The 15165-nt window shown below is 61.0% G+C and carries 19 protein-coding genes; 7 read left to right on the forward strand and 12 right to left on the reverse strand.

Annotated features, from left to right (window positions below; all coding sequences use genetic code 11):
- Positions 1-101: 101 nt before the first annotated feature.
- The gene (locus BLW62_RS10745; protein WP_245726712.1) at positions 102-1247 is read left to right on the forward strand and encodes an acyl-CoA dehydrogenase family protein; all 1146 of its coding nucleotides are present in this window, start codon (positions 102-104) and stop codon (positions 1245-1247) included.
- A gap of 77 nt (positions 1248-1324) precedes the next feature.
- Here the strand turns inward: BLW62_RS10745 and BLW62_RS10750 are convergent, their stop codons facing one another.
- The 3 genes from BLW62_RS10750 to BLW62_RS10760 form a co-directional block, all read right to left on the reverse strand.
- Complete coding sequence (locus BLW62_RS10750; RefSeq protein WP_090507044.1) at positions 1325-1681, reverse strand: RNA polymerase Rpb4 family protein; 357 nt, start codon at positions 1679-1681, stop codon at positions 1325-1327.
- 7 nt (positions 1682-1688) lie between these two features.
- Positions 1689-1997: a 50S ribosomal protein L21e gene (locus tag BLW62_RS10755; RefSeq protein WP_076580496.1), complete on the reverse strand. Its 309-nt coding sequence runs from the start codon at positions 1995-1997 to the stop codon at positions 1689-1691.
- 139 nt (positions 1998-2136) lie between these two features.
- Positions 2137-3132 carry a hypothetical protein gene (locus BLW62_RS10760; RefSeq protein ID WP_090507045.1) on the reverse strand — a complete coding sequence of 332 codons (996 nt, stop codon included), beginning with the start codon at positions 3130-3132 and terminating at the stop codon, positions 2137-2139.
- A 137-nt stretch (positions 3133-3269) separates the two neighbouring features.
- Here BLW62_RS10760 and BLW62_RS10765 point away from each other — a divergent pair, with 137 nt between their 5' ends.
- Both BLW62_RS10765 and BLW62_RS10770 read left to right on the forward strand, forming a co-directional pair.
- Entirely contained in the window at positions 3270-3968 is a 699-nt protein-coding gene (locus BLW62_RS10765) for an MBL fold metallo-hydrolase (RefSeq protein ID WP_090507046.1), read from the forward strand.
- Between the two features lie 77 nt (positions 3969-4045).
- The gene (locus BLW62_RS10770) at positions 4046-4486 is read left to right on the forward strand and encodes a hypothetical protein (protein ID WP_090507047.1); all 441 of its coding nucleotides are present in this window, start codon (positions 4046-4048) and stop codon (positions 4484-4486) included.
- Positions 4487-4582: 96 nt separating this feature from the next.
- Here BLW62_RS10770 and BLW62_RS10775 read toward each other — a convergent pair whose 3' ends face one another.
- The 3 genes from BLW62_RS10775 to BLW62_RS10785 all read right to left on the reverse strand — a co-directional run bounded on the left by BLW62_RS10775 (position 4583) and on the right by BLW62_RS10785 (position 6513).
- Positions 4583-5875, reverse strand: a complete 1293-nt coding sequence (locus tag BLW62_RS10775; protein WP_090507048.1) for an MFS transporter — start codon at positions 5873-5875, stop codon at positions 4583-4585.
- A 182-nt stretch (positions 5876-6057) separates the two neighbouring features.
- Positions 6058-6324: an elongation factor 1-beta gene (locus BLW62_RS10780; protein ID WP_076580506.1), complete on the reverse strand. Its 267-nt coding sequence runs from the start codon at positions 6322-6324 to the stop codon at positions 6058-6060.
- A gap of 9 nt (positions 6325-6333) precedes the next feature.
- Positions 6334-6513: an HVO_2753 family zinc finger protein gene (locus BLW62_RS10785; protein ID WP_076580508.1), complete on the reverse strand. Its 180-nt coding sequence runs from the start codon at positions 6511-6513 to the stop codon at positions 6334-6336.
- Between the two features lie 301 nt (positions 6514-6814).
- Between BLW62_RS10785 and nreA the strand changes: the two genes are divergently transcribed.
- Positions 6815-8116 carry a DNA repair protein NreA gene (gene nreA, locus BLW62_RS10790; RefSeq protein WP_090507049.1) on the forward strand — a complete coding sequence of 434 codons (1302 nt, stop codon included), beginning with the start codon at positions 6815-6817 and terminating at the stop codon, positions 8114-8116.
- Positions 8117-8185: 69 nt separating this feature from the next.
- Positions 8186-8404: a hypothetical protein gene (locus BLW62_RS10795; RefSeq protein ID WP_090507050.1), complete on the forward strand. Its 219-nt coding sequence runs from the start codon at positions 8186-8188 to the stop codon at positions 8402-8404.
- A 47-nt stretch (positions 8405-8451) separates the two neighbouring features.
- Here BLW62_RS10795 and BLW62_RS10800 read toward each other — a convergent pair whose 3' ends face one another.
- Both BLW62_RS10800 and BLW62_RS10805 read right to left on the reverse strand, forming a co-directional pair.
- A complete protein-coding gene (locus BLW62_RS10800; protein ID WP_090507051.1) occupies positions 8452-9567 on the reverse strand; it encodes an AI-2E family transporter in 1116 nt (371 codons plus the stop codon).
- 156 nt (positions 9568-9723) lie between these two features.
- Positions 9724-10188: a DUF302 domain-containing protein gene (locus BLW62_RS10805; protein ID WP_090507052.1), complete on the reverse strand. Its 465-nt coding sequence runs from the start codon at positions 10186-10188 to the stop codon at positions 9724-9726.
- 410 nt (positions 10189-10598) lie between these two features.
- Here BLW62_RS10805 and BLW62_RS10810 point away from each other — a divergent pair, with 410 nt between their 5' ends.
- On the forward strand, positions 10599-11402 hold the full coding sequence (locus BLW62_RS10810; RefSeq protein ID WP_090507053.1) for an alpha/beta fold hydrolase: 804 nt from the start codon (positions 10599-10601) through the stop codon (positions 11400-11402).
- Positions 11403-11642: 240 nt separating this feature from the next.
- Here BLW62_RS10810 and BLW62_RS10815 read toward each other — a convergent pair whose 3' ends face one another.
- Complete coding sequence (locus BLW62_RS10815) at positions 11643-12341, reverse strand: CPBP family glutamic-type intramembrane protease (RefSeq protein WP_090507054.1); 699 nt, start codon at positions 12339-12341, stop codon at positions 11643-11645.
- Between the two features lie 6 nt (positions 12342-12347).
- The gene (locus BLW62_RS10820; protein ID WP_090507055.1) at positions 12348-12632 is read right to left on the reverse strand and encodes a DUF5789 family protein; all 285 of its coding nucleotides are present in this window, start codon (positions 12630-12632) and stop codon (positions 12348-12350) included.
- Between the two features lie 155 nt (positions 12633-12787).
- On the opposite strand from BLW62_RS10820, the gene BLW62_RS10825 reads away from it, so the two are divergent.
- Positions 12788-13768 (forward strand): cell division protein CdpA domain-containing protein, encoded by a 981-nt coding sequence (locus BLW62_RS10825; protein WP_090507056.1) that lies wholly within the window; start codon positions 12788-12790, stop codon positions 13766-13768.
- Positions 13769-13843: 75 nt separating this feature from the next.
- Here BLW62_RS10825 and BLW62_RS10830 read toward each other — a convergent pair whose 3' ends face one another.
- Both BLW62_RS10830 and BLW62_RS10835 read right to left on the reverse strand, forming a co-directional pair.
- Positions 13844-14329, reverse strand: coding sequence for a metal-dependent hydrolase (locus BLW62_RS10830; RefSeq protein ID WP_090507057.1), 486 nt, complete (start codon positions 14327-14329; stop codon positions 13844-13846).
- A gap of 47 nt (positions 14330-14376) precedes the next feature.
- Complete coding sequence (locus BLW62_RS10835; protein ID WP_245726713.1) at positions 14377-15063, reverse strand: hypothetical protein; 687 nt, start codon at positions 15061-15063, stop codon at positions 14377-14379.
- Between the last annotated feature and the right edge of the window lie 102 nt (positions 15064-15165).

A 15165-nucleotide genomic window follows, 5' to 3' on the forward strand; every position in this document is an offset into this window, starting at 1 on the left:
CGGACGGTTGCCGTCAGTTTCGAGTGGTCGGTGCTCTCCCCCTTCACCGTGTGATCCGGTAACAGTGTTTATCGCCTCGGATGAGAGAGAGAGAGTCGATAATGCTCGACCTGACCGAAGACCAATTGGCCTTTCGCGACGACGTCCGAACGTTCGTCGCGGAGGAAATCCGACCGAACGCCATCGAACTGGACCAGACGGAGACGTATCCGGCGGACATCCTCGCAGAACTCGGAGACCGCCGCCTCACCGGGCTGACGATTCCCGAGGCCTACGGCGGAATGGGCGAGGGGCACCTCGAGTTGGTCGTGCTCATCGAGGAGTTCTCGACGGCGCTCATGTCCGTCTCGAGTTCGCTCGCACTCCACCTCGGCGTCGCAGGCGTGATCGAACAGTTCGGAACGGACGACCAACGCGAGACGTACCTCCCCGAGATGGCGACGTTCGACACCGTCGGCGCGCTCGGCCTCAGCGAGGCCGGGGCCGGGGCGAACAAACTCGAGATGGAGACGACCGCGACCCGCGAGGGCAACGAGTGGGTCCTCGAGGGACACAAACAGTGGGTGACGAACTACTTCGATGCCGACTACGTGCTCACGTATGCGAAGACGGGTCCCGACGAGGATGCCCCGCACAACATTTCGGCGTTTCTCGTACCCACCGAGGCGTTCGACGTCGAGGAGGTCTGGGGGACCCTCGGCGCGTGGAGCGTCAAATCGCCGCGCGTCCGTCTCGAGGACGTTCGTGTCGACGACGACGCTCGAGTCGGGGCCGTCGGCGAAGCCTACGTCCAGCGGGGAACGCTCCACAACGGCGTGAACGTGCCGGCCCGCGGCGTGGGCATCGCCCGTGCCGCCCTCGAGGATACGGTCGCGTACCTTCAAGAGCGAGAGCAGTACCAACAGCCGGTCGGGGATTTCCAGGGGGTCCGATGGGCTGTCGGAGAGATGGCCGAGCGAGTCGAAACGGCGCGATTCCACACGTACCGGGCCGCCGCGAAAGCCGACGCTGGCGAGGACGTGACGAAAGCGTTCGCGATGGCAAAGCTCAACGCGAGCGACGCGGCGATCGAAAACGCGAACGACGCGATCAGATTCCTCGGCGGCCGCGGCTATACGACGGACCACCACGTCGAACGCTACCTCCGAGATGCACAGTTGTTGACGATCGCTGGCGGACCGAACGACGTCCACCGGAATACGCTCGCCGATGCGGTCTTCGATGAGTATTCCAACCAGGCGAAGTAGCCGGCCGCTCGAGGTCGTCACTCCGCCAGTTCGACCACAAAGCCACGGACCGAAGAACAGCGCCGAACAGTGTCGACTTATTCGTACTGCGCGACGACGTTGAGAATCTCGTCGAGTTCGTCTCCCGACAGCGAGTAGCGTTGCTGTGCGTACACCGAGCGGAGTTCGTCTCGGTTTCGTGGGAGGAGGTTCGCGATCTTGTACGCCGTCGCCTCGTCGACCTTCTCGAGGTCCTCGAGGTCGTCGACGAGCGCCTGTGCGTCTTCGGGATCCAAGACGGCGAATCGGTTGACGTGTTCGATCGCTCGCGCGAGTTCGTAGCGAAGCTCGCGGTCCTCGTCGAGTGCGCGTTCGGCTTCGATGTCGGCGAGCAGTTCCTTCGTTTCCGAGACCGTCAGGAACTCCTCGTCGACGATCTCTTTGAAGATCGTCATTCCTGGCTCAGATCCGGTTCTTCTCTTGGTTCTGAGCGCGCATGTGGGCTGCGGTGACGATCAGCGTCTTCTCTTTGCCGCGATCGTCGATCTGAACCTTGAACGCAGCGCCTTGCTTCCCGATGACTTCGCCGGTCTGTCCGTCGAAGCGAGGGTGGAATCGACCGTCTGCCACGCTCGGGTCGATCTTCAGATGCACTTTTTCGCCTTCTTCGTACTCCTGAATCGCTCGCTGTGGCGGGGACGTTCCGCGGTCTCGAGGATCGTTTGCGAGTTTTCTCCGAGTTCCCTGACGAGGGCCATTAGAGTTCGGCATAGTCGTACGACGCTCTTGATCGGTGACGGTTATAAAACGCACGTCTTTCGCCCAGAATCTGGACACCACATTCACGCGGATCGCTCACGCGAGTGAATCCTCGAACCGACGGCGACAGCCTCGACTCGGTTCGCAATCGCTACGACGACGATCGGTTTGCGAGTTGGGCGCGGAAGATCGTCTCGAATCCCTCGAGGTATGCCCGAAGGTCGACACTTTTTGCGGCCGACGCGAACGTGGCTGCCGCGGCGTACTCGTCGTCCCAGCGATCGACGAAGTGTTCCTCGACGGCGGACTCACGAATCGCTGCGACGACCGAATCGACGGATGCCTCGCTCGGACGTTCCTGAATCGCTCGTAGCTGTGCGGCGTCGATGACACCCGTCTCGAGGGCGCGGACGACGACCGCGGAGCTACAGTCACCTTCTGTGAGTTCGCGTTCCCACGTCGCGATCCAGTTGCCGATGCGCGCTAGTCGCTGGGTGCGAAACACGACGCGCCTCACGATCGAGAGGTCGTCGATGTCGAACGACGAGGCGTTCGCGAGGTCGATATCGGCGAAACAACACACCATCATGTTGTGAGCGTCGTACGTCCAGAGTTCGCGTTCCGTAGCGAGTGTTGGATACTGCGCCATCAACGCGGAGTACTCGACCGCCTGAAACGCCTGTCGAATATCGAACAAGAACAGTTCGACGAATTCCTCCGCGCGCGGGCCGTCGGAGTAGGCGTCCAGCAACGCTGACCACAACTCTTGTTGGTATTCGACGTACTCGCTTGCAACGCCCGCCCGTGTGGGATCCGCCCGTTGGTGCTCGAACGGCACTTTCAGGAGTTCTGCGACCGTCTCTCGGTCGCCGTGACACTCAGCAACATCGTCGATAACCGTGATGAACATCGTCGCGAGCACTTTCGCGTCTCGAGCAACCTGTGCCTGTTCTGGATCGACACACGAGAGTTGAAATTCGGCCGTTGACCGGGTGAACCACCGCCAGAGCGAACGATCTCGGTCACCGATTCGTTCGTCGTAGGCGTCTGCGAGTGGCTTTACGCGAGGCGATAGGGGCTGCGTTCCAGCGTCAGCGAACGGATCAGTCTCGACCCCGAGTGTGACAGAACCAGTCTCGTTATTCATTATATGAATGTACTTTCCACTTGAATATATATCTTTCACTACTCCAGTTTACTCACAAAGATGTACTCGCTGGTGAGCAGCGGTTCGAGCCCGACCAAACGGACAATCCTTTCGTTCTCGCGGTGAACGTGGATGGCATGGGAACGAACGAAGATCGCGACGCTGGCGTTCACACGCTGCCGCTTACGGTCGAGTACGGTGGTCGAACCATCACGATCACACCGACGGTCGTCGAAACCGAGCGCGGCCTCGTCCTGATCGACGTCGGACCGAGTGGCGCACTCGAGGGGCTCCGGACCCACCTCACCTCGCTCGGTTACGACCTCACGGACATCTGGCTCGTCCTCCTCACGCACCACGACGGCGATCACGCCGGCGGACTCGCAGAACTCCTCGAGCGCGTCGACGCGGTCGTCGCGACCCACCGCGAAGAAGCGCCGTACGTCCGCGGCGACCGGATGCCGATCAAGAGCGACGGCGATCGCTACCCACCGGTGCCAGTCGACCTCGAGTTGACGGACAGCGTCCGGATCCCGACGCTCGCGGGCCCGATGGAGTGTCTCGCGACACCCGGCCACACGCCGGGCCACCTCTCGATCCACCTGCCGGAGGGGAACCTCCTCATCGCCGGCGATGCGCTCGTCGCAGACGGTGACGACCCACTTTCCGGTCCGAAGCCCGAGTTCACCCCCGATATGGACCGAGCGCTCGAGTCCGTGTCACAGCTCGCAGCGCTCGAGATCGATCACGTCGTGTGCTATCACGGTGGATACGTCGATCACGGTTCTGCACAAATACGAGAGATCGTCGACAGTCACACCGGCCACGACCGCTGAGACGACTGAAATCAGTGTCCTCTTCGTAGGTGTGCGAAACGGAATTCTCATCGGGCTCGAGTGCCAATCGACGGACAATGCGACTCGAACTTCGCGTCTGTCAGCACTGTCTCGACGGCGACGACGGCCACGGCGGCCAACAGAAGGCGGCACTCCTACAGGACATGGTCGGCTGTGCCGAAGTGATCCAAGAACACAAGGACGCCCTCGACCTCGAGGCCGTCCACATCCGAAAAGTCAGAGACGACGAGCAGGGCAAACCCGAGGCGTTGCCCGTCGTCGCGGCGACGATTCAGAACGATCAGATCGTGTTGAACGACACGCAACTCGTCGCCGAAGGCCAGGACAGAAACATGCTCCTCTACGCGAATCCGGACGACATTCTGACGGTGCTCGCGGGGAACGTCGACGAGATCAGCAAGGCCGTACCCGGCGACGTCACCGTCGACCTCTCCTCGAAAGGCGCAGAGATCATCTCCGCCGCCGGTCTCGGTGCCGACCCCGAGAAACAGCCCTGATTTTGCGTCGTTCTAGCTGTACACCTCTTTTTCGAACGTCGTAGACGGCTCCTCGAGCCAGAATATCCCTCGAGAACCGTTGCCCCGCCGAAGCTCTCACCTCGCGCCGTAGCCGTTTCGACGGTCGCGCACGAGCAACCAGAGCGAACACAGAAACGCCACTGCGACGGCACAGGTGAGAATACCGAACGCCATTCGGTACCCGAATTCGGAGTACGCAACAGTTCCCTCGACGGTTTCGTCCATCTGGTACGCATCGAGTGCGACGCCCATGATGGCCGGGAGGACCGTCGCGCCGACGAATCCCGCGGTGTTGACCGTGGCCGTCGCAACGCCGCTGGCACCGGAGGGGTAGCGATCCTTGATGACCGACAGCGAGAGCATGGCTGCCCCGAAGAGGAATCCACAGGTGAGATACGAGAACGCGATGACGGCGAGCGGGGGCTCTCCGAAAATCGGGATCGTGCTGAACGCGACCGTCAGTAACCCGGTTCCGACGGTCATCGGCAAGAGTCGTTGCCCGCGAGCATCCGAGATCCAGCCGATTGCCGGCGGGCCGACGAGCAACCCGACCGAACCGAGGAGCGTGAAGTACGACGCCGTCGTCACGTCGAGTTCGTACACGACGACGAGATACGGAATGCCCCACAGTCCGACCAACGTCAGCACCGCCCCGTTTCCGGCGAAGAAGATGGTGGACAAGAGCCACTGATCCACGTCACCGACGAGGGTCCGCAGGTGGTCTTTCGTCTGATCGAACGTCACCATCGGTTGCTCCGGGACGCCCGAAATCGGCTCGAGTCCGGCGTCACTCGGTGATTGTCGAACCAGCACGTAGACGGACGCCGCGGCGATAAATCCGACGAGTGCGAGGCCGAAGATAGTTTCGCGCCAGCCGAAGACGTCCACGGAGACGGCGAGGGGCGTCGTCGAGAGAATCGCCCCGAGTCCGGCGACGCTTCCCGTAAGCCCGGTCATCGTCGCGAACTCGTCGGCGCGATACCAGTTCGCACAGAATCGGAGTATCGAGACGAAGATTACGCCACTCCCCAGGCCGATGAGCCCGCGGGCGGCGAACGCGCCCAAGTACCCGTCACTGAGGGCGAAGCCGACTGCGCCGATACTGAGTGTGAGCCCCCCGATGGAACCGACGTACCGGGGTCCGACTCGATCGGCGAGTATCCCGGTCGGAATCTGTATCGCGGCGTAAATGAGGAAAAACGAGGCGTGTAACGTACCCAGTTGGGCGGCCGTCGTCTCGAAATCGCTGGTCAACTCCTCTGACAAGACGGCCGTCGACAACCGGTGTAAGTTGACGAGTAAGAAGACGACCACGAGCGCTCCCCAGGCCAGCCACCGTCGTTTTCTCGGGTCCGACAGAACGTTCACGCGTATGCCGTTTCTCGAGGGTGATGGTAAGATTTGCGAGACGAGAACGAGTGTCAGTGCACGCGTGAAGGGGAGTTACTCAGATGGACAACTCTCATCGAGGAACCCTCAGATGACAAATGCGAACGCAGTAGCTCAGCGAGAGCGAAGCGAACGGACAGGAGAATCAGCCGTCGTTCGCGTTAGATGCGACCGACGTTGGCGACGTCGACGCTTTCGACGCCGTCGACGTCTGCAAAGTTCTCTTCGACGGTTTCCGTTCCACCCGAGCCGTCGGGAACGATAACGGTTGGGTAGAGTGCAATCAGGCCGAACGCGACGTCTTCGCGCTCGACACCGTTGATCTTCGCGCCTTCAGGGAGGGCGCTCTCGAGGCGCTCCTGGAGGGCGTCCAGGTCGATTTCTGGGCTGTCCGGCATGACCTTGATTTTGGCAGCTACTTTCCCCATTGTAACACCTTATGGTCCGGTGAATCCGCAGTCGGGACACTCATAGAGGTTGCTCTGCTTTCGGCATTTCGCACAGCGGAAGATCTGTACCCCACAGTCCGGACACTTGAAGGCAGCAGCGTTCGTGCCCGAGATGTTGATCCCACAGGAGACGCAGGATCGTGCTCGCGTTTCGTCCGTCGTACTCATACCCCTTCCTTTCCGCCCACCGGTTTTAACGGTTTCTTTTGAGGAGTCCCGTGATCACCTCGAGACCGTCGCGTGGTCGGAAGCCAGTGTGTGATAGCCAGACACACGTCGTGCGTCTGCCAGCCCTCCGCGGGCTCCCGGTAGTGTTTTCTCGCTCAGAGAACGCGCTTCAAGTTACTTTACATACGGGTCGAAACGAGTGAGTGAGGTTCGGTTGGTGAACGCCAGACCGGACCTCTGCCTCTGACATTCTGCCGGCAACATGCAACATTCAAAGCGGTTGGGCACCTACCGAAAGTGAATGCGCCTCGACGACTACATCGAGGACTTAGAGCCCGACGAAGAAGCCAAGCGACGCCGACTCGCGAAAGAGAAGTCCTACGCGATTACGGACCACCTCGAGGAGTTCGAGCAGCGCTTCGATCAGTCGCTGAGCGGCGACTCTCTCGTCGGCTCGACGGCCCCCTCTATCTTCGTCGGTCGGTCCAACTACCCCGATATACCGGTCGGCTTGCTCTCTCCCGTCGGCGACGAGGACGCTGCCGAGGAGTACGTCACCGACGGAAACTGGTACCAAGAAGGGTACGGAATCACGGACGTCCTCCAGCGTCGAACCAACCTGTTGAACTCGAACAAGCGGGCGAACGTGGACTCGCCGAGTATCGCGAGTCGACTCGCACCCTCGGTTCACGACACCTGGGACGGCTTCGTCGGTGTCCAACGCGAGGTCGCCATCGCCGGCCGGCCCGTCGACCTCGAGATCGGACTCGACGGTACGCCCGACCTCGGCCTCGACGCCGGAACGGACGTCGCCACGCCGCGTGGACCGCGCGCCAACGCACGCAACGCAGAGTTGCGCGAGAACCCCTACGTTCCAAAACAGGTCAAGAAGACCTTAGAGGACGACGACTGGCAGGCACAGGGGGCGATGACATACCTCTATCGTCGCGGCTTCGACGTCTACGACATCAACTCGATCCTCTCGGCTGGTGCGCTCGGCGAAGCGAAACAGCGGCGTCTCGTGCCGACCCGGTGGTCGATCACGGCCGTCGACGACACCGTCGGTCAGTACCTGCGCGGCCGGATCAAGAGCGAACCGAGCATCGACGAGGTGCAGGTCTGGGCGAACGAGTACATGGGGAATCGCTACTGGATCGTCCTGGCTCCCGGAAACTGGGAGTTCGAACTCGTCGAGATGAAAGCGCCGGGCAGCATCTGGAACCCCAACCCGAACGACGACATCTGGCTTCAGAGTGCGAGCGAGGGTTACGACGGGCGGACGAGTTACGTCGAGGAAACCGCCGGCGCGTACTACGCCGCACGTCTCGCCGCTTTAGAACACCTCGAGTCGATCGGTCGCCAGGCCAAGTGTCTGGTCCTCCGGGAGGTCTCCGACGACTACTGGGCACCCGTCGGCGTCTGGCAAGTCCGCGAAAGCGTCCGGAACGCGTTCGACGGAGCCTACGGCGAAGCCGAAACCTTCCACGACGCAATCGGGGAAATTTCGACCCAGCTTCCCGTCTCCCATGCCAGACTCAGACGAAAATCGGAACTCGCTGCGGGCCTTCAGGCGAACCTTAGCGCCTTCTCGAGCGGCGAATAACTGTTCCAGCGGGCGTGGCTACCGGCGAGAACCCGAGCGTTCAAACCACTCGGCCCCCTCCAGTCGGCTATGGCGCTCGCAGTTCTCAGCACCGAAGCGCTCTCTCTCGTCTCGATCTTCGTTTTACTCATAGGCGTCCCACTGTTCGTCGTCGCCGTCATCGCGGTCGCCTCCGGCTACATTCGCTTCGACGCCGAGCGTCGTCTCGAGGAACTCGAGGAACCCGAGGAAGGTGAGGGAGGCGAGTCGTTCGAGAAGGCCGACGCTGAACGTGACGACAATTTTTGAACTCCGACGTCTCGAGAGGCCGAAAGTCACGGAAGAAACTCGAGTGCTCAGTCAGCGCCGTCCGAATCGGCGACGCCTCGTTCGACACCCGCCTGTGGTTTCGGTGGGGCGCTCGGTTCGCTATCGGTCGATGAGGCTCGGGCCTCGCCCTCGAGCGACAGACGGTTGAAGACGTTCAGTCCAGCTTTGAAGACCGCGAGTAAGACGGGACCGAGGAACAGGCCCATGATGCCGAGGAGGTAGATCCCCCCGATGACACCGACGATGACGACCGCCGGGTGGAGGCCCGATCCGCGGTCGACGAAAACCGCGCGCAGGTAGTTGTCGACCAGCGAGAGAACGGTAATTCCGTAGAGCAAGAGCAACACGGCTGGAAGTGGTCCGCTCGTCATCGCGAGGTAGCCGACGGCGGGTGCCCAGACGAGCCAGACGCCAACGGCGGGGAGGAAGGCGACCACGATCATGATCACGGTCCAGAAGGCGACGTTCGGGACGCCGAGTAAGTAGAGCCCGAGTCCGCCGAGGACACCTTCGACGAGTGCGACCAGCACGTGACTGTAAATGACGGCCCACGTCACGGTGCTGACCTCGTCGAACAGTTCTTCGCGCACGGACGGATCGATCGGGGCGACGTCGGAGAGCCACGCGACGAGTCTGTCGCCGTCGACGAGCAGGTAGTACAGGAGGAACACGAAGACGATCAGTCCGAGCCCCATTTCGATGCTCGCGTTCAGCAAGCCGATGACCTCGAGCAGGACGAACTCGACGGCCTGGGAGAGCGACGCTTCGACTTCGGTCAAGACGGCGGTCTCGATCGCCTCGAGTTGACCGTCTTCGACGCCGAGGTCGTCGACGAGGAAGGCGAAGACGGATTCGATCGCCTGTTCTTCGTCGAAGCCGTCCAAAAACGAGAGCACCGTGTCGAGGACGATGATGGAGATAATGAGGAGCGGGACGACGGCAGCGACGATCGCGAAGATTGTCAACGAAAGTGCGGCGGGTCGTGGGCCCATTCGCTCCGCTAATCGCTCGTAGGCCGGATGGAGAACGAATGCGAGAAGCGCAGCAGCGAGCACGTACTGGAGGAGCGGCGCGATCATCAACGTCGCGATTGCCCCGAGAACGACGAGGAGGAGGGCGAAGAACGCAGTTCGAACGTCCATACCGGACAGTGGCACTGACAGTATATAAATATAGACAGTACAAAATTTTGACTTATTGGGGAGATCCGATGGGGTGCTACGATGAATAACTGGGTTGGCGAAAGCGCTGGGGTTTCGCGAAGACTGCCGGAGCAGGAAGGCTGATCGCGGTACGTCTCAGTCCGAAACTGTCGTTTCGACCGCGTCGAAGCGCTCGAACGCCTCCTCGGTGAGTTCTCCCGTCGTCTCGAGGATGTCGTCCCACGCGTCGTTCTCCGGTGCCGTGCCGAGCAACTGCGCGATTTTCATGATCGAGACGTGGTAGACGCGTTGACGCCCCGGTTTTTCCTCCCAGACGATCACGTTGCAGGGGAAGAGGCCGCCGATTTTCATCGTCTCGTCGAGCGCTTGATTCGCAATTTCGGGGTTACAGGCACCGAGGACGTAGTATGGGTCTCGGTCGGCGTCGACCTTCTCGTTGAGTAGTTCCGAGGGCGAGAATTCGACAGGAATGCCGAATCCCACGTCCTCACAGACCTCGCGAACGTGTTCGATCGCCTCCTCGTGGTCCATCTCGAGAACGGCCTGTTTCTCGCCGAAGTCGTCCGGATCGATCGCTGCCGGGTCGATTGGAAGGCTCATACGACACTCATCAACGCGAACGTACTAAAGCCCCAGCGTCATCGGTTCGACACCAACCTCTCTGCCGTCGCTAGTAACAACTGAAACAGTGTGCGTCCCTTTTTGCGCCGAGCAGTTCTGAGCAGTCCGAGCAGTTCCGAGCGGTTCCGAGCAGTTCCGAGCGGTTCCGAGCAGTTCGGGGAAGATCGAGGCAAAAACCAACGCTACAAAGACTGCTCGCTCCGTTCGGTCGCTTGCGGGTACAGCGCTCGTGACTCGACCACAGCGACATCACCTCGCCCTGTGTTATCCGCGAGTAGAGACGAAGAGGAATCGTCTTCGAACCTCCGTCCCGCCAGTATTCCGTTGTCGAGTGGAGACGAGTAATGAAAGGCCCACCTTGATGCCGTTAGACGGGGTCCGATCGGTGTATGACTTCCATCGAAGTAGAAGACGGCGTCGAGGTGTTCGTGCGTGATATGGGTATGGGCGACCCAATCGTCTTCCTGCACGGATGGCCGCTCGACCACCGAATGTTCGAGTACCAGTACCAGTACCTCCTCGACGAGGGCTTTCGCTGTATCGGTATCGACCTTCGAGGTTTCGGCGAGTCAGATAAACCGTACGGCGACTACAGCTACGACCGCTTCGCCGACGACGTGCGCGCGGTTCTCGACGAACTAGACGTCGAGGGAGTGACGCTAGCGGGGTTCTCGATGGGCGGCGCTACTGCGACTCACTACATGAGTCGCCACGACGAGGCCTACGTCGATAAACTCGCATTGTTGGGTGCTGCAAGTCCGGTTATCACCGAGAAACCGGACTTCCCCGAGGGCCTCGACGAAGCAGAGGTGAACCCGCTTATCGAGGGTGCACGGACCGACCGAGCAAAGATGAACGCCGACTTCGACGAAATGCTGTTCTACACGGACCAGAGTGAGGAAATGATGAACTGGATCTGGAGCCTCGGAATGAAGGCGTCCGGGCAGGCGACGGTCGCCTCCGCCAAGACCTGGCGTGATGCTGACCTCCGGCCAGACATGAACGACATCACCGTCCCGACGAAGGTGTATCACGGCGTCCACGACGAAGTCACCCCTATCGAGACCACCGGAGAGATACTCACAGAGGGGATCCAGAATGCCGAACTGGTGCGATTCGAAAATAGCGGTCACGGCCTCGTCGCCGACGAAACGGAGAAAATCAACGAAGAGCTGGCTACTTTCGCCAACTGACTGAACGGACGGAAACAACCACCGGTGTTTTTCGCGGACTAACTGATAGATTCGACTACTACGCTCGGGGCTTTCGAAAACAACGGGTGAACGGATGCCTTCTTGCCAGAGCACTGTTCTTAGCAACTATCAGCGTGAAAATCACTCCACAGATAGCCGTCTGGTCTGTCCCGTCCGGTCGTCGAATCGCCGTAATAGGAACGAGAGCAATTCTCCGACACCCCGGGACGTGGCCACTCCTCACAGCGGAACCGGCAGCCACTCGAGAGACTGCAAAATGCTGGTCGGATCGAACAACGGATCGTGAACGACGAGCCAATCGAGGAGGACCAACCCGGCACCGTGGGCGATCACGGAGGGGAGAATCGAGTTCGACTGGTAGTCGACGGCTCCGAAGAGGATGTCCGTGGGTCCCGACAAGAGGAACTCGATCGGCGGCTTCCCCGCGTGGTGGATCATGTAGACGACGGGGCTGATGAGCACGGCCTTGAATCCGATCTCTTTGACGCCGACACAGAGCAGGCCCCGGTAGTACGTTTCAGCCGCCAGCGCGAGGATGAACAACTGAACCGCGTGGGGGATAAACTCGCTCAGGGCACTCGAGGTATGCCACATGGGGTAGAACTCCCTGATCGTCGGTAGCGTCGATCCGACGAGGTAGAAGGGCAAGACGAACAGCGAGAGCAAGACGGCGTTTCGAATCGCGACGCGATTGACGTTCCAGCCGATGTGCCTGCCGTGGGTGAGGCCGAGTGCGAGGGGCCCGCCGATCAGAATCGCCGAATCGACCCAGACCCGTCGCTCGAGTTCGCTGGGGACGAACTGCATCCAGAGAATCGTTAGGAGTGCGCCGGCCAGCAGCGACTTCTGGACCCACGAAAGACGATCGAACTGCTCGCGAAGCCAGCGACCGCCGTGTCGGGCATCCTCAGTCGCCACGGCTCGTTACTCGTCCGCCGTGGGAACGGGCCCGGTGTCGATAACCGACCTGACGTGGGCTTCGAACTCCTGACGGCGCTCGAAGTACGTCTCGTCGACGGCGTCGATGACACTCGAGAGCTCCCGGGGGCCGTCACCCGTCCGAATCGTGCTCTCGCCCTCGAGGCGGTCGATCTCGCTCGCTTCGATGGGCCAGGTCAGGCGGGACGTCACGCGGGCGAGGGGTGCGCCCTCGACGGGCGTGTGCGTTCCGAGCGTCACGGCTGGCTCCTCGTCGTCCTCGTCGCTCATAGCAGGGCGTTTGCAAGCCCATCGATTCAAGCTTTCGCTTCTCGAGGTCGTCTCCATGCGGTGTGGGGTGTCGCGAGAACCGAGTGCGGAAACCTTTCTCTTTCCAGAAATGTGTCTGACGTATCGTTTTGTGGTGGGAGGCCCAAGCGCTGTGCATGACAAGCCTGACGGAGGCCTACGACGGGAGCACGGGGGAGGTAGCGAGCCCCCAGCGCCTCTACACGGGAACGACACTCGTTCTGTGTGGCGCGATTTTGGCGGTCGTCGCCGTCCTCATGGCGACGACTGATCTCTTCAGTGGTGTCGCAGCCTCGTTCTCCCAGGGTATCGACGCACACTATGCGTCCATTCGCGTCGCCGGCGTGCTGGCCGGACTCGGCGTGCCAATCGCACTCGTCGGCGTCTTTCTCGTGTTGCCGGCAGACAGACGCATTCAGGCTGCCGCCGCGATCAGCGTGAGCCTGTGTGTTCTAGGCGTGATCCTGTTCTGGAGCGCGTATCCCCACGACTGGCGAGCCCACGGTGCCGATCACACGCTCCCGGTCTCCGCGGTCTACTTGCTCGGCCTGTTCATCGCACTCTGGAGCCTGTTCACGGCCGTCGTCAACTTCAAGGTCCGAAACGATCCGGGCGGCGCACTCGAGATGAACGTCACCCGGCACAATCAGACCGTCCTCGAGGTCACCGAATCGGAGGAGTCGGGCAGCCTCGGTGGCGTCGGCTTCCTCGGTGGCACCCCGGACGGCGAGGTCGAAACGCAGACGAACGACGCCGAATCCTCGAGCGCTGAGAACTCGAGGACCACGTCTCGATCCGGCGGGTCGACGTCTCGGTCGCTGTCACGAGAGCGATCCACCGCGTCGAGTCGGGGTCGGAGAGCGACCCCCGGAACGCCGACGAGCGACGGCGGGACGGCCGCGTCGGATCTCTCCTCGCCACTCGAGGAGGATGGACACGACGCAGAAATCGTCGATTCGCCGGAGCCGGAACCGTCGAAGCCGACGGATCGCTACTGTGGCAACTGCACGCACTTCGAGTACGTTCGTTCGTCGAACGGCATGGTCCCCTACTGTGGGTACCACGACGGGGCCATGGACGACATGGACGCCTGCGAGGAGTGGACGGTGAATCGCTAAGGAAATCGCGTTCGAGCACCGTTCAGGAGTCTTTGTCGTCTTTTCACGGATTTCGCGATGTCGCCGACGAGCAGGTCACAGCCCGAACGCCTGTTGGCCAAACTCGAGTCCCAGTTGTGGCACTTGGTAGATGACCAGTCCGATGAGGAACAACTCGAGGATGGTAACGCCGATCGTCACGAGCGTCGCGTAATTGCTGCTCACGGCGACGCCGATCGGGAGTCCGAACTCCCGCTTCCAGAGGGGGTAAAAGAGCGCGATGCCGCGTTTGCTCCCCGCAACGTCGAGGACGTAGTGGGTCGCGATGCCGATCCAGACGTACTCGAGGTTCCCGAAGTAAAACGGAAAGAGGAGAAATGCCGCGAGAATCGGGAGGTTGTGCAACGTTTTGCGGTGTTTGCCAAACGCCGTGTCGACGTCGGGAAAGAGAGCACCGAGCGTGACCGGGACGCCGATCATGATGATCGTTCGAAACGTCTCGAGGTCGCCTGCCGGCTCGAGCAGGTAGCCAATTCCGAGACTCAGAAGAACCGCATTGAGAACGTGTCCCTTTTTGTTCATCTATTCATCACTGACCGATCGAGTGATGAATAGCTTTCTTTTGGACATTATCGTTCGGTGAGTGCGAGCCCCGTGAAGAGCAAGCCGGCACCGAGCTCCGCGAGTTTAGTCGTCAGGGCGATTACGTCGTCGCGAAGGTGGTCGACGGTCACCTCGATCACGCCGCCGTCGTGGTCGTGATCGTGGCTGTGGTCGTCGTCTCCGTGTGCGTGGTCGTCGTCACCGTTGTGGTCGTGGTCGTCGCCGTGTGCGTGTTCGTCATCGCCATTGTGGTCGTGGCTATGATCGTCATCACCGTTGTGTGAATGGTCGTCGTCTCCATTGTGATCGTGGCTATGATCATCGTCGCCGTGTGCGTGGTCGTCGTCTCCGTTGTGGTCGTGACCGTCCCCGTTATGATCGTGATCGTGTTCATGACCCAGGCCGTACTCGTCGAGGTTCAACGCGGACTCAGTGTAGCCTGCGGCGTGCCAGTCTGCATAGCCGACGATTGGAAGAAACATGACGAACGCGCCAGTCGCGTACGCCTGTGCCTCTCTGAGCAGCCCCTTCGAGTAGGTGTAGATCAGCAAGAAGACGACCAGCGAGAACGCCACGAAGGCAAACGGCATAATCGAGACGGACCCGCCGTTGACGGCCCAATCGAGGAGGTCGAGAACGCCAAAGAGCAGATGAACGATCGCGGTGAACAGTGCGAGTCCACCGGCGAGAAAGACAGCGTGTTGTCGGTTCATAGGGGTACTAGCCGAACATGATCAAAAGCCGGTTCTGGTTCAGTAGTCGAAAGTCGATCCGCCGGCGGTGGTCGATCTGGCGATGCGGCGAGTGTACGCCTC

Source organism: Natronorubrum sediminis, assembly GCF_900108095.1.
GTDB lineage: Archaea > Halobacteriota > Halobacteria > Halobacteriales > Natrialbaceae > Natronorubrum > Natronorubrum sediminis.